The following is an 18,044-nucleotide window of genomic DNA, read 5'->3' as shown; positions in this document are numbered from 1 at the left end:
TGATCAACACTGCCATTGCATCTGTTGCCAATTAAAAGCTGCCAAAAGAAGTGAACCACCATCATGGGTAGAGTTGTTGCTGCTGCGGTTTATAGCGCCGGTAAGAAAGTCACCAATATCACCCTCGACGAAGGCGCAGCCTGGGCGGCAAAGCCCGGGCACTTTGTCTGGATAGGCCTCGAGGAGCCGAACGCCGAGGAACTCTACAACCTGCAACGCCAGTTCAACCTGCACGAACTGGCTATTGAGGATGCCCTGGAAAAGCACAGCCGGCCGAAGCTGGAATCTTTCGGTGATGCGCTGTTCATCGTGACGTATTCGCCAATCAAGGAAGACGGCAAACTCAAGTTCATCGAGACCCATATTTTTGCCGGTAACGGCTACATCATTACCGCACGCAATGGTCATTCGGCGTCCTATGCCTACGTCCGCCAGCGTTGTGAGGCGCGTCCGCTGTTGCTTGAGCATGGGGAAGATTTCGTACTCTATGCCATCCTCGATTTCGTGATTGAAAACTACCAGCCGATGGGCGAAGCGATCCACGCCGAGATCGATGAACTGGAACGCAACGTGATGTGCAGTGCGCTGAATGAGCGCGATATTCAAAAGCTGCACAGTCTGCGCCGCGATGTATTGCGCTTGCGCCGGTTTGCGGCACCGATGGTGGAAATCGGTGAGGAACTGCAAAAGCTGAGTTTCCCGTTTATCGACAAAAACATGCGTCCGTACTTTCGCGATGTGCAGATCCATGTAACGCGGCAGATGGAAGACCTGACGACCTTGGCGGATATTGCCAGCCAGACGATTGAGGTCGGGGTGCTGTTGGAGGCCTCACGCCAGAGTGTGGTGCAACGCAAGTTTGCAGCCTGGGCGGCGATTCTGGCCTTCCCGACGGCAGTGGCGGGAATTTACGGGATGAACTTCCAGAACATGCCGGAGTTGACTTGGCACTACGGGTATTTCGGGGTGCTGGGATTTATTACGGTGGGATGCGTGGGGTTGTGGGCAAGTTTCAAGAAGTCGGGGTGGTTGTAGGAGCGAGCTCGCTCGCGAAACACCCAAGGGCGCCGCTGTGTACCTGGTTCAACGCGCTATCGTTCACGACCTTCGCGAGCAGGCTCGCTCCCACATTGATCTGTGCAACACCAAAGATCCACTGTGAGAGCAAGCCTGCTCGCGATGTTTTTAACTTTAAACAGCTGATGGCTTGTGCGCGACAAACCGCATCATCCACTCGGCAACCGTGGTGCCGTGGTGCTCCTGCTCCAGGCTCGCAATGCCTTTGGAGTAAATCTGCTGGCCCAGTGCATCCTGACGAATCTCCAGCAGGGCGCGAGAGTAGTCGTGAATGAACTCCGGATGCCCCTGGAAGCACAGCACCTGATCGTTGATGTGGTAGGCGGCAAACGGACAGAAATCACTGGATGCGATGACCGTGGCGTTCTCCGGCAGCGACGTGACCTGGTCCTGGTGACTGATCAGCAACGTCAGTTCCTCGCGCACCGGGTTCATCCACGGAGCCTTGGCGGCCAGCTTGTAGTTGTGGGTGCCGACACCCCAGCCTTGGGTTGCACGCTCGCTCTTGCCACCGAGCAGCAGTGCCAGCAACTGATGACCGAAGCAGACGCCCAGCAGCTTGTCGCCGCGCTCGTAGCGGGTCAGCAGATATTTCTTGAGGGTTTCGATCCACGGGTCGGTGCCGAAGGAGTCGGCCTTGCTGCCCGTCACCAGGTAAGCGTCGAACGTCAGGTCGTCGCTTGGGTACTCACCCTGCACCACGTTATAGACCGTGAACTCGGCGGCAATCGGCTGCTGCGAAAACAGGTGTTTGAACATCTGCCCGTAGCCCTGATATTGGTCAACCAATTCCGGACGCAGGTGGTCGGTTTCCAGAATGCAGATGCGTAACGACATAAAAAATACCTGACACGTGATGGGAATAATGCACACCCCAGAGCCTGCCTTGAAACACTGTGACAAGGCAAGCCCCGAAATGCGTCATCGTTCCCTTAGAACGCCTCCCCTTTGGCTGCCTTCTCCAGCAGCAATGCGGGCGGCGCGAACCGCTCGCCATACTGCCTGGCCAGATACTCGGCGCGGGCAACAAAATCCCGCACGCCGTACTGGTTGATGAATTGCAGCGCACCGCCGGTCCAGGCGGCGAAACCGATGCCGAAGATCGAGCCAATGTTGGCATCCGCCGTCGAGGTCAACACGCCCTCCTCCACACAGCGCACGGTTTCGATGGCCTGCACGAACAGCAAGCGATCACGTACATCCTTCGGCGAAATCTGCCCATCGACTTTCTCGAAACGGGTCTTCAATTCAGGCCACAGGTGTTTCTGGCCGCCCGCCGGATACGCGTAGAAACCGCCACCGGCAGCCTTGCCCGGACGCTTGTATTCATTGAGCAGCAAATCAATCACGGCGAATGCCGGATGTTCTATCAGCGGTTTGCCTTCTGCTTGCAGGTCCTTGGCGGTTTGCAGGCGGATATGGCTCATCAGGCTGAGGGAAACTTCGTCAGAGATCGCCAGCGGACCTACAGGCATGCCGGCCTTGCGCGCTTCGGTCTCGATCATCGCCGCGCTCACGCCTTCGCCCAGCATGGCGATGCCTTCATTGGTAAAGGTGCCGAACACCCTTGAGGTGAAGAATCCACGGCTGTCGTTGACCACAATCGGAGTTTTCTTGATTTGCAGGACGAAATCGAACCCGCGGGCCAGGGTTTCTTCGCTGGTATTGGCGCCCTTGATGATTTCCACCAGCGGCATTTTTTCCACGGGGCTGAAGAAATGCAGACCGATGAACTTGCCCTGATCGGGCACGGCGCACGCCAGGCCGCTGATCGGCAAGGTCGAGGTGTTGGAGGCGATCACCGCGTCCGCGCCGACGACTTTCTGTGCGGCCAGCGAGACCTTGGCCTTCAACTCACGATCCTCGAACACGGCCTCAATGATCAGGTCGCAACCGCCGAGATCGGCATCGCTTTCGCTAGGTTGAATGCGTGACAGCACGGTGTCGCGTTGCTCGATGCTCATTTGTCCACGAGCGACTTTCTTGTCCAGCAGCGCCGCCGAATGCGCCTTGCCCTTCTGCGCCGCGGCAAGGTTGATGTCCTTGAGCACCACCTCGATGCCGGCCGATGCGCTGACAAACGCAATACCAGCGCCCATCATCCCGGCGCCGAGCACGCCGACCTTGCGGGTGACATAAGGCGCAACCCCTTTAGGCCGCGAGCCACCGGCATTGATTTCGTTGAGCTGGAACCAGAACGTGCCAATCAGGTTTTTCGAGACCTGGCCGGTGGTCAGTTCGGTGAAGTAGCGGGTTTCTATCAGGTGCGCCGTGTCGAAATCCACCTGGGCGCCCTCGACCGCTGCACAGAGGATTTTCTCCGGCGCGGGCATCGTGCCCTGGGTTTTGCTGCGCAGGATCGACGGCGCAATCGCCAGCATCTGTGCGACTTTCGGGCTTGACGGTGTACCGCCCGGAATCTGGTAGCCCTTCACATCCCAGCGTTGAACCGCTACCGGGTTGGCGAGAATCCACGCCTTCGCCTTGGCCACCAACTCTTCGGAGTCCGCTGCCAGTTCGTCGATCAACCCCGCCTGCAATGCCTGTTGCGGGCGAACTTTCTTGCCTTCGAGCAGATACGGCAGGGCTTTCTCGATCCCGAGCATGCGCACCATGCGCACCACGCCACCGCCGCCCGGCAACAGGCCAAGGGTGACTTCCGGCAGGCCGAGTTGCACCGATGGATTGTCCAGCGCCACGCGATGATGGCAGGCCAGGCAGATTTCCCAGCCGCCGCCGAGTGCCGCGCCGTTGATCGCCGCGACCACCGGTTTGCCGAGGGTTTCCAGGGTGCGCAACTGCCCCTTGAGGGTCAGCACCATGTCGTAGAAGGCTTTGGCTTCAGGCTTGCCGACCTTGATCAGTTCGTTGAGGTCGCCGCCGGCAAAGAAGGTTTTCTTGGCCGAGGTGATGATCACCCCAGCGATGCTGTCTTTATCGGCCACCAGGCGCGCAACACAGTCAGCCATGGCCTCGCGGTACACCGCGTTCATGGTGTTGGCGCTCTGGCCCGGCATGTCGATGGTCAGGACAACGATCTGGTCCTGGCCTTTTTCGTAACGAATGGCTTCGCTCATATCTAGGTTCCTTGAAGTCCGGGCTCAGAGGCGTTCGATGATGGTGGCAATGCCCATGCCGCCGCCGACACACAGGGTCGCGAGGCCGTAGCGCAGGTGTCGGGCTTCCAGTTCATCGAGCAGCGTGCCGAGAATGGCGCAGCCTGTGGCGCCCAGCGGATGCCCCATGGCGATGGAACCGCCATTGACATTGACCTTGTCCGGATCGACGGCCATGTCCTTGATGAATTTCAGCACCACGCAAGCAAACGCCTCGTTGACCTCGAACAGATCGATGTCTTCGACCCGCAGCCCGGCCTTGGCCAACGCCTTGCGGGTCGCCGGCGCAGGGCCGGTGAGCATGATGGTCGGATCGGTGCTGGTGACCGCCGTAGCGACAATCCGCGCCCGTGGCTGCAAGCCCAGCGCCCGGCCCTTTGCTTCGGAGCCGATGAGCATCAGCGCCGCGCCATCGACAATCCCGGAGCTGTTGCCTGGGGTGTGCACATGATTGATCCGCTCCACATGGCTGTACACCCGCAGTGCGGTGGCATCGAAGCCCATCTGCCCCATCATCTCGAAACTCGGCTTGAGCTTGCCCAGGCCTTCCAGGGTCGATTCGGCGCGGATGAACTCATCGTGATCGAGCAGGACGATGCCGTTCTGGTCCTGCACAGGCACCAGCGACTTGTTGAACGAGCCATCCGCCCGTGCCCGCGCAGCCTTTTGCTGGGAATGCAGGGCGTAGGCATCGACGTCCTGACGGCTGAAGCCTTCAAGGGTGGCGATCAGGTCGGCGCCCACACCCTGTGGCGTGAAGTGACTGTGCAGATTGGTCGCCGGATCCAGCGCCCAGGCACCGCCGTCGCTGCCCATCGGCACCCGGGACATCGACTCGACGCCACCGACCACCACCAGGTCTTCAAAACCGGAGCGCACTTTCATCGCCCCGAGGTTGACCGCCTCCAGCCCCGAAGCACAGAAACGGTTGATCTGCACGCCCGCCACACTGACATCCCAGTCGGCCACCTGAGCGGCGGTCTTGGCGATGTCAGAGCCCTGATCGCCAATCGGCGTCACGCAACCGAGCACCACGTCATCGACCTGGCTGGTGTCCAGCGCCGTGCGCTGTTGCAGTGCGGTAAGCAAACCGGCAACCAGGTTCACCGGTTTGACACTGTGCAAGGCACCATCGGCCTTGCCTTTGCCACGGGGCGTGCGTAACGCGTCGAAAATCAATGCTTGGGTCATGACATCCTCGAACCGCAGTGCAGGTGGATAAATTCCGAGTGCCCACTCTTGGCCCGAGCCGCGTTTGATTCAATGACCGCAGCGCTCACAGACGTTGACGCACACGCTCAGACGGACGGTAGTCAGCTACCGGTTTAACCGTTTCAGGACACCAAGCTGTCTAGCCAACGGGCGCCAAAGAAGCTGGCAATAGGCCTCATGCCTTTTTTAAAGCAATTCGTAACGACACCATACGAAATGGATCTAAACCAAGCGCAGCGCGGGCTCTAATGTGAACTTGTACGAAGTTGTCGTCGGGTTTTGCCGAGGCGCTCGTCACTACAGGAAGTGCAACGCGCTGCCGACATGGAGATATGCAGGCAGGCATCAGGAAATAACAATAAAGGCGGTCAAGCCATGTTCAAACAATCGAAAGTACGTCAAGCCGGGCTCATCCTTTTTGCCACCACACTGTTGTTGATACTGCCGAACCTGACCAAGGTAATCGGCTAGTCGCGTCTAAAAGATACGGCGTCACAGGTTTTGAATTGCCACTATCAAAATGTGACTGGCCCGCTACCCGGGCCAGCGTGGCTGTGCCAACCTTGACGGCACTTCCACGACATGGACGGCAATCACTTGAAAATGCTTATTCTGCTCGGGGCCCTGTTGTTCGGCTCGCCCCTTTATGCCGCACAGCTGAACCTGGAGCTGGGCGCGAACAGTCGCACCTGGCAGACCGAGGAATTGCTCAAGCACCCTCAGGTTCAAACCATCAGCATCAGCAACGATGTTTCCTACAAACGGGACATGAACTACCGCGCCGTGCCTCTGTCCGCACTGCTGACCGGTATCAAGCCTGACGACCACCTGCAAGCCGTGGCCCTGGATGGCTTTGCCGCCGAAATGACCGCTGCGCCGCTGCTCAATACCCAGGGCGCGCGGGCGTGGCTGGCGATTGAAGACCCGGCCACCCCCTGGCCACCGCTATCCGAAGACAAGCCGGGGGCCGGGCCGTTCTATCTGGTCTGGACCAACCCGCAGGCCGGCAACATCAGCCCCGAACAATGGCCGTTCCAGGTGGCGAGCATCAAGCGCCTGGCGCCCGTGGCCGAGCGCTTTCCTGCCCTGCTGCCCGATCCGGCCTTGAAGGCGGATGATCCGGTGAACAAGGGTTTTGCGTTGTTCCAGAAGAACTGCCTGGCGTGCCATCGACTCAATGGTGCCGGGGACGCGCAGTTCGGGCCGGACCTGAATATTCCGTACAACCCGACCGAGTATTTCGGCGCGGACTTCCTCAAGCGCTATATCCGCGATCCACAGAGTTTGCGCCAGTGGCCGCAGGCGAAGATGCCCGGGTTTTCGACCGAGGTGTTGCCGGAGGGGGATCTGAGGATGTTGGTGGGATATTTGAAGCATATGGCTGGGCGCAAAGTTACTTCCGCGAGCAAACCCTGATGAACCGCGCACCGTAGGAGCCCGACTTGCCGACGATAGCGTCCTTGAGAGCGCCATCGCCGGCAAGCCGGGCTCCTACAGTGGCTGGTGTCTAAATTAAGATCGCGGTTACTGTTGCTGCACGGAAATCACTGGTGCCGGTGCCGGTGCCGGTGTCGGCGAAACCGATACCTTGGCATGCATCTGCTCACACCCGCCGCCCCGACGCATCCCGCGCACCGGGCAAGCATCCAGGTAATCCAGGCCCACCGCCAGTTTCAGGTGACGTTCCGGCCGGGCCAGTTCGTTGGTCACGTCAAAGCTGTACCAGGCATCATCCAGCCAGGCTTCGGCCCAAGCGTGGCTGGCCAGGTGTTCGCTGTTTTCGCTGTACAGGTAACCCGACACGTAACGCGCCGGAACCCCCAGGCTGCGGGTGCAGGCGAGAAACGCATGGGTGTGGTCCTGACACACGCCGGAACGCCCGGCAAAGGCCTGGGCCGCACTGGTGTCCACTTCCGTGGAGCCCGGCGTGTAGGTCATATGCTGGTTGAGACCATGCATCAGATCGATCAGCGCCGTGCGGTCGCGACGCTGCTTGCATGCCTTCTCGGCGAACGCCCGCAGGGCCGCGTCGGCCTCGGTCAAACGGGTGAAGCGCAGAAACGGCAGTGCCGACTGGCTCTCGTGTTCGGCCTCGCGCAATTCGTCGATATCCACCTGGCCACGGGCGCCGATGATGATTGCTTCGTGCGGCTCGTCCATGGTCAGCACGTGCAGAATGTTGCCGAACGGATCGAGTTGCGCCCGCACCGGGCGCGGCAGATCGAGCTGCCAACTGAGCACGTGCTGGCGCTCGCTGTCGTGAGGTGTCAGTCGCAAGTACTGGATGCTCGCCCGCACCTTGTCTTCGTAGTGATAGGTGGTCTCGTGGCTAATGGAAAGTCTCATGCCGCCTCCAGGTAAGAACTGTGAATCGCGTTACCCAACTGGCGCACCAGCGGAATGAATTCGGTCAGCCAGGCGTGCAGGCCTTCTTCGAGAATTTCATGGATGCCGGTGTAACGCAGGCGCGCGTCCATTTCTGCCGCCAGGCGTTGTGCGGGACGACCGTTGGCCCCGGGCAATTGCGCGAGGATCTGGTCGATCTCTTCGGTGCAGGCGCGCAGGGAGCGCGGTACGTCGGCGCGCAGCAACAGCAATTCGGCGACATGCCGGGCGCCGGGAGCGTCTCGGTAGATTTCCGTGTAGGCCTCGAACGACGACAACGCCCGCAACAACGCGCTCCATTGGTAATACGCATGAGCGGTGCCATCGCTGACCGCTTCGGCCTGATCGCCGGCCATTTCGTAGCGAGCATCGAGCAGGCGCAACGTGTTGTCCGCCCGTTCGATAAAGGTCCCCAGACGAATGAAGCGAAACGCATCGTTACGCATGATGGTGCCGTAGGACGCGCCCCGGAACAGGTGGGAGCGCTCCTTGATCCACTCGCAGAAACGGCTCATGCCGTAGCGACTCAACCCCTGCTCGGCAATGCCGCGAATTTCCAGCCAGGTGGCGTTGATGTTTTCCCACATGTCGGCGGTGATGCGCCCACGCACCGCATGGGCACTGGCCCTTGCTGCACCGAGGCAGCTGTAGATGCTCGCCGGGTTGGCCGCATCCAGAGCGAAGAAATGCAGCAACCGTTCGGCATGCAATTCGCCATGGCGCTCCAGGTAATCGTCAAGGGTGCCGGTGATCAACAGCGGCATGGCCAGTTCATGCAAACCGTCGCCACGACCGTCTTGCGGCATCAGCGACAGCGAATAACTGATGTCGAGCATCCGAGCGAGGTTTTCCGCGCGCTCCAGGTAACGTGACATCCAATACAAATCCGAGGCAGTTCTACTTAACATGGCAGGCTTCCTTTAATCCTCGACCACCCAGGTGTCCTTGGTTCCGCCACCCTGGGAGGAGTTGACCACCAGGGAGCCTTCGCGCAGGGCGACACGGGTCAAGCCGCCGGGCACGACCCGGGTTTCACGACCCGACAGGACAAACGGCCGCAAGTCGATGTGGCGTGGCGCAATGCCGTTTTCGACAAAGGTCGGACAGGTCGACAGCGACAGCGTCGGTTGCGCGATATACGCATGGGGCTTGGCGATGATGCGTGCGCGAAAGGCTTCGATCTCCGCCGCCGTCGCCGCCGGCCCCACCAGCATTCCGTACCCGCCGGAGCCCTGGGTTTCCTTGACCACCAGTTCTGGAAGATTGGCCAGTACGTGGGAAAGTTCAGACGGATTACGGCACTGCCAGGTCGGCACGTTCTTCAGGATCGGCTCTTCATCAAGGTAGAAACGGATCATGTCGGTAACGAACGGATACACCGACTTGTCGTCCGCCACCCCCGTGCCGATGGCATTGGCCAGCACCACGTTGCCGGAACGGTAGGACGACAGCAGCCCCGGCACGCCGAGCATCGATTCCGGGTTGAACGCCAGCGGATCGAGGAACGCATCGTCGAGGCGACGATAAATCACGTCGACCGCTTTCGGCCCGTCAGTGGTGCGCATGTAGACCTTGTCGTCACGCACGAACAGGTCCGCGCCTTCCACCAGTTCCACGCCCATTTCCCGCGCCAGAAACGCATGTTCGAAGAACGCACTGTTGAAGCGGCCGGGTGTCAGCACCACCACGCTCGGGTTATCGATCGGGCTGGAGCTTTTCAGGGTGTCGAGCAGCAGGTTCGGGTAATGGTCAATTGGGGCGATGCGTTGCGCCGCGAACAATTCGGGGAACAGGCGCATCATCATCTTGCGGTCTTCGAGCATGTAGCTGACGCCGCTGGGTGTACGCAGATTGTCTTCGAGCACGTAATAAGTGCCATCGCCATCGCGCACCAGGTCGACGCCGGAGATGTGCGAATAGATATCGCGGTGCAAATCCAGACCCTGCATCGCCAACTGATACTGCTCGTTGGCCAGCACCTGCTCGGCCGGAATGATGCCGGCCTTGATGATGCGCTGCTCGTGGTAGAGGTCAGCAAGGAACATGTTCAACGCCTTGACCCGCTGGATGCAGCCGCGCTCGACAACCCGCCATTCACTGGCGGGAATGCTGCGGGGAATGGTGTCGAAGGGAATCAGGCGCTCAGTGCCCTGCTCGTCCCCGTAAAGCGTGAACGTTATCCCGGCGCGATGAAACAGCAAATCGGCCTCGCGTCGCCGTTGTGCCAGAAGCTCGTCAGGCGTCTCGGCCAGCCAACGGGCAAACTCCCGATAGTGCGGGCGGACCTGGCCGCCGGCATCGTACATTTCATCAAAATAGGTGCGGATCATGCCGTACTCCTTGTCACTCGGACGTCCAGACCTTCGCAAGGCCCGTGCCATCGGCATAAACGCTTAAATTTCAATCGGTTGGATAATCAATGCGCACGCGCCGCACCAATCCTGTGCGGTAAATGCCCCAACCTGATTGCCCCCGCTTCATTGCAAGGCGTGATAGTCGCCTATCAGCAGCATAGTCCGTAGGCGCCGGCTTGCCGGCCAAGGGGTCATTAAGTCATGCGTTGCTCTTCGGGACGCCATCGCTGGCAAGCCAGCTCCTACAGGAGTGGTGTTCATTTTCCTGGCGGCGAAAATGAAAACGGCCAACCCGAGGGTCAGCCGTCAACGCTGTTTGTCACTGATCATAATGTTATGCGAGTCGCCCTCGTACCTCCTGTTTCACACCCCAGCCTTCGATGATGCCGCCCAGCGGCTCAACGACAGCTTCGAAACCCTGTTCGAAATCGCCGATGTCGTCGTAGGTGGCATACATGACTTTGCATAATTCCAGTGCCCAGGCACCGTCGTCACGCACACTGACTTGTGCATCCAGGGATTCACCACGGTGGAAATGACCTGCCGCCCTGCGCGCCCGCTCCTCGTCCGGGAAAATGGCGTAGAACTCGATGGGATGAAACCGTGAAAAGTCAAAACCGCCTTCTTTCATGCGGCGCAGAACGCTGCTGCTGATGTCTTCTTGATAGGCTGTGCTCATGAAACGTCCTCCTCAAAACGATGGATAGACTTTCCGTACTCCCTCACCCGCAACCGAACAGCGCGAGCGACGGCAACCGATGTGCCGGCGGGAAACAAGCATGGAGCTGACAAGACCAGACCTTAGCGATTCATTCGCTGATCTCGCCTGCAGAGTAGCCCTAAGATAGAGCCTCTGCCAAGGTCTGGATGTGAATGCGACAGCTGTCGTTCAGATTGGAGTAATGCCGAGGATTTGAATGCTGTTCTGGGACTTGAGCTCTTTGACGCTCGCATCAGCGGTCCGCCCTTCCAGATCGTTCAGATCCAGTTCAGCGGCGACAGGAAGAAGCCGGGCCTTGATGAGCTTGGCAGCCTGCTCTTTATCTGGGCACTCGTCGCACTCAAAGACTTCGTTGATGGTTTCGCCATGATCATCCACGAAAGTGATTCTCCACTTTTGCATTGGTGCCTCCTCGATAAAACCCATGGATGGGCTTACCTCTATCTCGACCTTGTTAGCTGGCTAATTGTTCCGGTGGATCTGCACCCATCGCAGATCTCTGTAGGAGCGAGCCTGCTCGCGAAAAACTTGAGAACGCCGCGTTAAATCAGACATCCCGCGTCATCGTTCACGTCCATCGCGAGCAGGCTCGCTCCTACAGGTCTGTGTTTCAACCCATCAGTCGTTGCTTGGCTTGTTCACTGCCTGCAACACGTATTGTGGCAAGGCGAACGCGCCGATGTGGATTTCTGGATTGTAGTAGCGGGTGATGATGCCGCTGCCCGTGAAGCGTTGTTGCAGGGTTTCGCGGGACAACTTGCGATAAGCGGTATTGGTCGCGCCCCAGGCGAAGGTCATCGAGCCGCCGATGTAGGTCGGTACAGCGGCCTGATAGAAGTGCCAGTCCGGGAACAGGCTGCGCAGGCGACCGGCGGTAGTCTTCACTTCTTCGATCTGCATGAACGGCGTGCCGTTCTGGGTCACCAGGATGCCGCCTTCGTTCAGGCAGCGGTGGCAGGCCTGGTAGAAGTTTTCCGAGAACAGCACTTCGCCCGGCCCGATCGGGTCGGTGGAGTCGGAAATGATCACGTCGAATTTTTCCGTGGTGGTGGCGACGAAACGCATGCCGTCGTCGATCACCAGGTTCAGACGTGGATCATCGAATGCACCCTTGGAGTGGTTCGGCAGGAACTCCTTGCACATGTCGACCACGGTGCCGTCGATCTCGACCATGGTGATGTGTTCGACACTGCTGTGCTTGGCCACTTCTCGCAACATGCCACCGTCGCCGCCGCCGATGATCAACACGCGCTTGGCGGTGCCGTGGGCGAGGATCGGCACGTGGGTGAGCATTTCGTGATAGATGAATTCGTCGGCTTCGGTGGTCTGGATTACGCCGTCCAGCGCCATCACCCGGCCCATGCGCGGGTTTTCGAAGATCACCAGGTGTTGGTGTTCGGTGCGCACTTCGTGCAGCAGTTTTTCCATGCGAAAACGCTGGCCGTAGCCTTCGTAGAGGGTTTCCAGGTAGTCGCTGGTCGGGATGTTGCTCATGGGAAGTGCTCCGATGAATGCGGGTGGCAACGGACGGTTACCCGCCCATGATGGCCATTCGAATGTCTCGATTGACCGGGAAAGGCGCGCATTCTACGTCGCGGAACATGACAGGTCGAACCTTCCTCATCTAAGTAACCGCAGAACACTGTGGGAGCGAGCCTGCTCGCGAAGCAGGCGATGCGGTGTTCAGTGACTGCGCGTCATCGTTCTTCGCGAGCAGGCTCGCTCCCACAGGTTTAGTGTCGCTTGTTCAGAGTTTGACATTGCCCCGCGGCCCGGCAATGGCCCAGATGATCAGCCCCAGCACCGGCAACAGCGCGATCAACAGCACCCAGAGAACTTTCGCCCCGGTCCCGACGCTACTTTTGAATACATTGATGATGGCCCAGATGTCCAAGGCAAAAATGATCAAGGCAACCAGGCTGTTGAACGTGGAACCCATGGTGACGCTCCCTAAGAGTGATTTGCCCTCTTAGGATAGACGGTCGTCGCGAGGGTTCCCTTTTATTGACAGTATTTGACTATCAGACGTGGATCGCCACTTTCAGGGCTTCCAGGGATGGCGCGGCGGCGATGCCGACTTCTGCGCACAATTCCAGCACGCGTGGCACGTCATTGCCGTAGACCAGGACCACCTGCAACTCGTCATCGAGCAACTGGCTGAAGTTCACCAGCGTATAGCCACCGTTTTCCTTGTTCATGCTGCTCATCTGCACCTGGATGCGGTTGAGCGCGGTCAGGGCTTCGGTCTTGGCCAGCTGCTTGGGCTTGAGATTGAACTCCACCCCCGGGCCGAACGAGGCGACGATTTGCGCGAACAGGTCCATGTAGGTGTCGGCCTGGAACAGCACGGTCTCGGGCAGGCTGCCGACCACGACCCACTCACCCAGCGGAATCGGGAAGGTGTCGTCGTAGTTGATGTCCGGGTTGGCGGCCAGAAAGGCCTGCGGGTCGGCGTATGCCTGGGCCGCTTCGTCCGCGACCTTGAGGATTTCGTCTTCGCCCATGCACCCGGAGCTGATTTTGCTGATGAGTTCGACGAGTGCGGCTTTCATGGAGGAGGATCCTGTAGCGAGGAGAATTTTGAGGCCGCGAAGGATAGCGCATTACTGAGTGAAATGCGGACCTGTGGCGAGGGGGCTTGCCCCCGTTCGGCTGCGCAGCAGTCGTACACCCGGCAGACGCGGTTTATCTGAATTCCGCCATTGGGGCCGCTTCGCGACCGAACGGGGACAAGCCCCCTCGCCACAAAGGAATCATCAGCCACAATTTCGCAGGTATCAGCCCAGCAGTTTCTCAAGCTGAGCAACGGTATCGGAAGCGCCCATGGTTTTGGCCGCGTCCAGCGCGGTGATGCCATTGGCGTCCTTGGCTTTCGGGTCGGCGCCCTTGCTGATCAGGTAATCGACCACTTCGACGCGGTTGAACATCGCTGCCATCATCAGCGCCGTGCGGCCATCGAAGGACGAGCCTTCAACCTGCGCGCCCCCGTCGACCAAGGCCTTGATCACTGCCAGGTCGCCCTTGAAGGCGGCACCGGCAATCGGGCTCTGGCCGTTGTCGTTGCGGATCTCCGGGTCGGCCTTGTGCTCGAGCAGGACTTTTACCGTGTCCACATGACCGTGGTACGCGGCCAGCATCAGCAAGGTATCGCCCTTGTGGTTACGCAGGTTAGGCGGCAAACCCTTGGTCAGCAGCGCGGCCATCATTGCCGCATCGCCCTCCCGTGCCTTGTTGAATACCTGTTCGGCAAATTCGGCGGCTTCTTCGGGGGTCATCTGGCGGCTATTGTCTGACATTGGGCACTCCCTTTTCTGTCATTCGTAAAAGCCGACAGTTTCCCGAGCGGTCCCGGCACTGTCACTTGTTTTTTCTCATGGGCCGCCATAGCCAGATTCAATAGCGGTACTTGCCGTCATGAATGTCGGACAACAATTGCTCCGTGACCTGCACGTAAGTCTGGGTCCCCGGCAGCCAGGCATAGATCGGGTCGTCTCCGGTTTTACCCGGGTCGAAAGCTTCGTCCTTGAGTCGGGTCTTCTGATACTTGAACGTCCCGGTGGTTTCCATTTTCACTTTCACCCGCAAGAACAACGGCACCGCATAGGCCGGCATTTGCTCACGGGCAAAGGTCAGCAGCTCACTGAAATCCAGGGTAGCCAGGGATTCGGCGGGCGTGATCGCCGCCATGCCGGCACGACCATTGGTATTGCGGATTTCCACGCCATAGGCCACGGCCTCGGAAATATGCGGGTGTTGCAAGAGGATGTTTTCGACCTCAGTGGTCGAGACGTTTTCGCCCTTCCAGCGGTAGGTATCGCCCAGGCGGTCGACAAACTGCGCATGACCGAAACCAATGTTGCGTAGCAGGTCACCGGTGTTGAAGTAGCGGTCACCTTTCTCGAAGACATCGTGGAGTACGACCTTGGCGGTTTTCTGCGGATCGGTGTAGCCGTCCAGCGGTGCCTTGTCGTCGATCTTTGCCAGCAACAACCCCTGCTGGCCCTTGGCGACCTTGCGCATCAGGCCGTTGGCTTCACGAATCGGTGCGCCGCTGTCGTGGTCGTACGCGACCAGCTCCCAGGACATCAGGGAAAATCCGATGGTGTTGTCGAAATTCAGAATGTTGGTGAACCCGATATTGCCGTCGCTGGCGGCGTACAGTTCACAGATGTGATTCACCGCAAAGCGGGTCTTGAACTCGTTCCAGGCGCCGGGACGCAGACCGTTGCCGATCATCTTGTTCACGTCGTGCCGGCTGTCGTCGGCGCTCGGCGGTTGATCGACCAGGTAGCGGCACAGTTCGCCGACATAACCGATGGTGGTCGCCCGGTATTTGCGCGCGTCGTTCCAGAACTGACTGGCACTGAATTTTCGGCGAATGGCAAACCCGCTGGCACCACTGACGGCCGCCCCCCAGCACACGCAAAGACCTGTGGCGTGGAACAGCGGCAAGGTGCAATAGACGACATCGTCCGGGCGCATGTCCAGGGCGATCATGCCGAAACTCGCAGAGCTGCGCATCCAGCGGCCATGCTTGAACACACCCGCCTTGGGCAGCCCCGTGGTGCCCGAGGTGTAGATATAGAAGCAGGGATCATCGAAGAAAATCTGCTGGCTGCTAGCCGGGTTGTCAGTGGCGTCGTCAAGGCTGACAGTCATCAGGTTGATGAAACCTTCAGGCGCAATCCCCGGTTGGCGCGAAGTATCCTGATCGGCGACGAACCAGGTGCGCGCAGTCGTGATCGCCACCCGATCACGCACCGCCAGGTACGCCGGGACCAGCTCCTCACCGACTATGATCGCCACCGGCGCCACCAGATTCACGCTGTGCACCAGGGTGTCGCGGGTCTGCGAGGTATTGAGCAGCGCACTGATCGCGCCGACCTTGGCCACCGCCAGAATCGTCACCAGCAGTTCGGGGCGGTTCTCGATGAAGACCGCTACCACATCACCCTTGCCGATACCCTGGCCGGTCAGGTGATGGGCGATGCGGTTGGCCCATTGGTTGACCTCGGAATAACTGAGCACCACGTCGCCTTGCAACAGCGCCGGGCCATCCGGGTTGCGCAACGCGGCTTGCTCGAAACTCCAACCCAAACCACACGGTTGGGTCGGGTCCTTGACGTTGGCGACCTTCATGCCCTTCACCACCCGTGGGATGGCCTTGGCGATGGAAGGCAGCTTGCGGAGCATCATGCCCCAGGTAATCGTGTCGTGCGACGTGCGGCTCATGATGCTCCCGTTCGATCTTTTTATTGTCGGGCGGCGATGACTGAGCCCGAAAATACGTCAACGGTTCTTGAGCTGTACACGCGGTTTTTGAAATGTTTTGTATCTGCGATCTTGATCGGCGATCAAGATCTACGACAGCGTTGCGCGAAGGTGATCCCGTGCACACCCATTGGTTCCATCGAGTCGCCGACGTACCTGCAAAATGCAGGATGCACGATGGCCATTCATGCAGATTGCACGAAAGCAAAAATCACCAAAAATCGTAACTTGTTGATTTTGCTTAAAATTATACAATTAAAAATACTGGCACAAAGGCTGCACCAGTCTCCCCACGCTTGCCATTCAAGTCATGACGGAGCTGAACGACATGAGCCTCATCCAGGAAAAATTTTCGTCCTTGTTCTCCAACTTCGCAGTCACTACCCAGGGCCGTCCTGATGGCGGGATTCTGCTGACCTTGCGCAGCGACGACGGCAGAGAATTCAAACGCTCGATCTCCTACCAGCAATTGCACAATGGCGACCAACTGACGTGGGTCATCAGTGCCATTCGCCGCGACCTCGCCGAGCAAGCAAGTGAATTGCCGCAGATCTCCCTGCTGCAAAGCCAGCAACGGTTTGCGCTGCCGACCTATCACTCGCTGTAAACCCAGGCTGAAAACACTGTGGGAGCGAACCTGCTCGCTCCCACAGGTTATCCGGTGCTTAGAAAGCTGAGGGTTCTATCCGTGCAAAGCTGTCCACGGTGACATGCCCCGCCAGTTCGCCGCCTTCACGAGCCAGACCGCACGTGGCCATCCCCGCCGCACGCGCGGCATCCAGCTCCTCGACAATGTCAGACAGAAACAGAATCTGCCCCGCCTCGATGTTGATCGCCTGGGTGATATTGGCGTAGGACTGCGCTTCCCGTTTGGGCCCCGACGTCGTGTCGAAGTAACCGCTGAACAGCGGCGTCAAATCCCCTGCTTCCGAGCAACCGAAGATTAACTTCTGCGCCTGGATCGAGCCCGAGGAGTAAACGAACAGTTGATAGCCGCTCTGGTGCCAGCGCTTGAGCGCTTCAACGGCGTCCGGGTACACATGCCCCTTCAACTGGCCGGCCTGATAGCCCTGCTCCCAGACCATACCCTGCAACGCTTTCAACGGCGTGGCCTTGCGGTCTTCGGCGATCCAGCCCAGCAGGATCTCGACAACGCGCTCGACGTCGGCGTCCGGCTCGTTGCTGTCCCGGCGCACGGCGTCCAGCTGTGCGATCACGTCTGCGCGCCCGGCATGCTCACGAACGAAGTCCGGCAGATGCCTGGCCGCGTAAGGAAACAGCACATCGAACACAAAACTCACCGCGCTGGTGGTGCCTTCGATGTCGGTGAGAATCGCTTTGATCGGCATCGACTCAGTCCTCAAGGCACGGGAATTGGCTGGCGATGTCTTCGCCGGTGAAATTGGCCACCCAGCCTTCCGGGTTATTGAACAGACGGATCGCGACAAAATGCGGGTGCTCGCCCATGTCGAACCAATGTTTGGTACCGGCCGGCACCGAGATCAGATCGTTCTTCTCGCAGAGCACCGCGTAGACGTAATCATCGATGTGCAGGGTAAACAAGCCACGGCCGGCGACGAAAAATCGTACTTCGTCTTCGCCATGGCGGTGTTCGTTGAGGAACTTGGCGCGCAGTTCGGCTTTTTGCGGGTGATCGCTGTTGAGGCTGATGACGTCGACGGTGATGTAACCGCGCTCGGTCATCAGCTTGTCGATTTGCTCCTGGTAGGCGGCAATCACTTCTTCCTGACTGGCGCCCGGCTGGATCTTCGCCGCCGCTTGCCAGCGGTCGAAACGCACGCCCTGCTCGGCCAGGGTCGAGGCGATGTCTTCGAAATGGGTCAGCACCTTGTTGGGAATCTCAGGGCTGGAGACGTGATAAACGGACAGGCTGCTCATCAGGGCAAC

The 18,044-nt window shown here is 59.3% G+C and carries 18 protein-coding genes; 3 read left to right on the top strand and 15 right to left on the bottom strand.

Annotated features, from left to right (window positions below; genetic code table 11):
• The first annotated feature begins 63 nt into the window (after positions 1–63).
• Positions 64–1,035 carry a magnesium and cobalt transport protein CorA gene (locus B0D71_RS11595; protein ID WP_103394886.1) on the top strand — a complete coding sequence of 324 codons (972 nt, stop codon included), beginning with the start codon at positions 64–66 and terminating at the stop codon, positions 1,033–1,035.
• 156 nt (positions 1,036–1,191) lie between these two features.
• On the opposite strand, the gene B0D71_RS11590 is transcribed toward B0D71_RS11595, so the two are convergent.
• From B0D71_RS11590 to B0D71_RS11580, 3 genes are all read right to left on the bottom strand, one after another.
• Positions 1,192–1,914, bottom strand: a complete 723-nt coding sequence (locus tag B0D71_RS11590) for an amidotransferase (RefSeq protein WP_103394885.1) — start codon at positions 1,912–1,914, stop codon at positions 1,192–1,194.
• 95 nt (positions 1,915–2,009) lie between these two features.
• Positions 2,010–4,154, bottom strand: a complete 2,145-nt coding sequence (locus tag B0D71_RS11585; RefSeq protein WP_103394884.1) for a 3-hydroxyacyl-CoA dehydrogenase NAD-binding domain-containing protein — start codon at positions 4,152–4,154, stop codon at positions 2,010–2,012.
• Positions 4,155–4,178: 24 nt separating this feature from the next.
• Complete coding sequence (locus B0D71_RS11580; protein ID WP_103394883.1) at positions 4,179–5,384, bottom strand: acetyl-CoA C-acetyltransferase; 1,206 nt, start codon at positions 5,382–5,384, stop codon at positions 4,179–4,181.
• Positions 5,385–5,987: 603 nt separating this feature from the next.
• Here B0D71_RS11580 and B0D71_RS11575 point away from each other — a divergent pair.
• On the top strand, positions 5,988–6,821 hold the full coding sequence (locus B0D71_RS11575) for a c-type cytochrome (RefSeq protein ID WP_103394882.1): 834 nt from the start codon (positions 5,988–5,990) through the stop codon (positions 6,819–6,821).
• Positions 6,822–6,929: 108 nt separating this feature from the next.
• On the opposite strand, the gene B0D71_RS11570 is transcribed toward B0D71_RS11575, so the two are convergent.
• The 10 genes from B0D71_RS11570 to B0D71_RS11525 all read right to left on the bottom strand — a co-directional run bounded on the left by B0D71_RS11570 (position 6,930) and on the right by B0D71_RS11525 (position 16,097).
• Complete coding sequence (locus B0D71_RS11570; RefSeq protein WP_103394881.1) at positions 6,930–7,751, bottom strand: transglutaminase family protein; 822 nt, start codon at positions 7,749–7,751, stop codon at positions 6,930–6,932.
• Positions 7,748–8,698, bottom strand: coding sequence for an alpha-E domain-containing protein (locus tag B0D71_RS11565; protein ID WP_007971901.1), 951 nt, complete (start codon positions 8,696–8,698; stop codon positions 7,748–7,750). The genes B0D71_RS11570 and B0D71_RS11565 overlap by 4 nt, the downstream gene beginning before the upstream one ends.
• A 12-nt stretch (positions 8,699–8,710) precedes the next feature.
• Positions 8,711–10,120, bottom strand: a complete 1,410-nt coding sequence (locus B0D71_RS11560) for a circularly permuted type 2 ATP-grasp protein (protein ID WP_096509732.1) — start codon at positions 10,118–10,120, stop codon at positions 8,711–8,713.
• 358 nt (positions 10,121–10,478) lie between these two features.
• Positions 10,479–10,823, bottom strand: coding sequence for a ribonuclease E inhibitor RraB (locus B0D71_RS11555; RefSeq protein ID WP_007971898.1), 345 nt, complete (start codon positions 10,821–10,823; stop codon positions 10,479–10,481).
• A gap of 210 nt (positions 10,824–11,033) precedes the next feature.
• Complete coding sequence (locus B0D71_RS11550; protein WP_103394880.1) at positions 11,034–11,267, bottom strand: hypothetical protein; 234 nt, start codon at positions 11,265–11,267, stop codon at positions 11,034–11,036.
• Between the two features lie 216 nt (positions 11,268–11,483).
• Positions 11,484–12,359: a polyamine aminopropyltransferase gene (gene speE / locus B0D71_RS11545; RefSeq protein WP_103394879.1), complete on the bottom strand. Its 876-nt coding sequence runs from the start codon at positions 12,357–12,359 to the stop codon at positions 11,484–11,486.
• A gap of 253 nt (positions 12,360–12,612) precedes the next feature.
• Entirely contained in the window at positions 12,613–12,804 is a 192-nt protein-coding gene (locus B0D71_RS11540) for a PLDc N-terminal domain-containing protein (RefSeq protein ID WP_103394878.1), read from the bottom strand.
• An 82-nt stretch (positions 12,805–12,886) separates the two neighbouring features.
• Complete coding sequence (locus B0D71_RS11535; RefSeq protein WP_103394877.1) at positions 12,887–13,417, bottom strand: hypothetical protein; 531 nt, start codon at positions 13,415–13,417, stop codon at positions 12,887–12,889.
• Between the two features lie 225 nt (positions 13,418–13,642).
• Positions 13,643–14,161, bottom strand: a complete 519-nt coding sequence (locus B0D71_RS11530) for an ankyrin repeat domain-containing protein (RefSeq protein WP_103394876.1) — start codon at positions 14,159–14,161, stop codon at positions 13,643–13,645.
• Between the two features lie 97 nt (positions 14,162–14,258).
• Complete coding sequence (locus B0D71_RS11525; protein WP_103394875.1) at positions 14,259–16,097, bottom strand: long-chain-acyl-CoA synthetase; 1,839 nt, start codon at positions 16,095–16,097, stop codon at positions 14,259–14,261.
• 367 nt (positions 16,098–16,464) lie between these two features.
• Here B0D71_RS11525 and B0D71_RS11520 point away from each other — a divergent pair, with 367 nt between their 5' ends.
• Positions 16,465–16,743, top strand: a complete 279-nt coding sequence (locus B0D71_RS11520) for a DUF3509 domain-containing protein (RefSeq protein WP_103394874.1) — start codon at positions 16,465–16,467, stop codon at positions 16,741–16,743.
• Positions 16,744–16,801: 58 nt separating this feature from the next.
• Here the strand turns inward: B0D71_RS11520 and mtnC are convergent, their stop codons facing one another.
• Positions 16,802–17,485: an acireductone synthase gene (mtnC, locus tag B0D71_RS11515; protein WP_103394873.1), complete on the bottom strand. Its 684-nt coding sequence runs from the start codon at positions 17,483–17,485 to the stop codon at positions 16,802–16,804.
• Between the two features lie 4 nt (positions 17,486–17,489).
• Positions 17,490–18,035, bottom strand: coding sequence for a 1,2-dihydroxy-3-keto-5-methylthiopentene dioxygenase (locus tag B0D71_RS11510; RefSeq protein WP_103394872.1), 546 nt, complete (start codon positions 18,033–18,035; stop codon positions 17,490–17,492).
• Positions 18,036–18,044 lie beyond the last annotated feature (9 nt).

This window comes from Pseudomonas laurylsulfativorans, assembly GCF_002906155.1.
GTDB classification, from domain to species: domain Bacteria; phylum Pseudomonadota; class Gammaproteobacteria; order Pseudomonadales; family Pseudomonadaceae; genus Aquipseudomonas; species Aquipseudomonas laurylsulfativorans.
Note: the sequence above shows the minus strand (reverse complement) of the source record. Positions and strands in the feature narration are given on the sequence as shown.

Coding starts and splice junctions, on each gene's coding strand:
- B0D71_RS11565 (WP_007971901.1), bottom strand. CDS start 8,698: ATGTTAAGTAGAACTGCCTCGGATTTGTATTGGATGTCACGTTACCTG.
- B0D71_RS11530 (WP_103394876.1), bottom strand. CDS start 14,161: ATGTCAGACAATAGCCGCCAGATGACCCCCGAAGAAGCCGCCGAATTT.
- B0D71_RS11560 (WP_096509732.1), bottom strand. CDS start 10,120: ATGATCCGCACCTATTTTGATGAAATGTACGATGCCGGCGGCCAGGTC.
- B0D71_RS11540 (WP_103394878.1), bottom strand. CDS start 12,804: ATGGGTTCCACGTTCAACAGCCTGGTTGCCTTGATCATTTTTGCCTTG.
- B0D71_RS11585 (WP_103394884.1), bottom strand. CDS start 4,154: ATGAGCGAAGCCATTCGTTACGAAAAAGGCCAGGACCAGATCGTTGTC.
- mtnC (WP_103394873.1), bottom strand. CDS start 17,485: ATGCCGATCAAAGCGATTCTCACCGACATCGAAGGCACCACCAGCGCG.
- B0D71_RS11575 (WP_103394882.1), top strand. CDS start 5,988: ATGGACGGCAATCACTTGAAAATGCTTATTCTGCTCGGGGCCCTGTTG.
- B0D71_RS11535 (WP_103394877.1), bottom strand. CDS start 13,417: ATGAAAGCCGCACTCGTCGAACTCATCAGCAAAATCAGCTCCGGGTGC.
- B0D71_RS11520 (WP_103394874.1), top strand. CDS start 16,465: ATGAGCCTCATCCAGGAAAAATTTTCGTCCTTGTTCTCCAACTTCGCA.
- B0D71_RS11555 (WP_007971898.1), bottom strand. CDS start 10,823: ATGAGCACAGCCTATCAAGAAGACATCAGCAGCAGCGTTCTGCGCCGC.
- speE (WP_103394879.1), bottom strand. CDS start 12,359: ATGAGCAACATCCCGACCAGCGACTACCTGGAAACCCTCTACGAAGGC.
- B0D71_RS11570 (WP_103394881.1), bottom strand. CDS start 7,751: ATGAGACTTTCCATTAGCCACGAGACCACCTATCACTACGAAGACAAG.
- B0D71_RS11510 (WP_103394872.1), bottom strand. CDS start 18,035: ATGAGCAGCCTGTCCGTTTATCACGTCTCCAGCCCTGAGATTCCCAAC.
- B0D71_RS11595 (WP_103394886.1), top strand. CDS start 64: ATGGGTAGAGTTGTTGCTGCTGCGGTTTATAGCGCCGGTAAGAAAGTC.
- B0D71_RS11550 (WP_103394880.1), bottom strand. CDS start 11,267: ATGCAAAAGTGGAGAATCACTTTCGTGGATGATCATGGCGAAACCATC.
- B0D71_RS11580 (WP_103394883.1), bottom strand. CDS start 5,384: ATGACCCAAGCATTGATTTTCGACGCGTTACGCACGCCCCGTGGCAAA.
- B0D71_RS11525 (WP_103394875.1), bottom strand. CDS start 16,097: ATGAGCCGCACGTCGCACGACACGATTACCTGGGGCATGATGCTCCGC.
- B0D71_RS11590 (WP_103394885.1), bottom strand. CDS start 1,914: ATGTCGTTACGCATCTGCATTCTGGAAACCGACCACCTGCGTCCGGAA.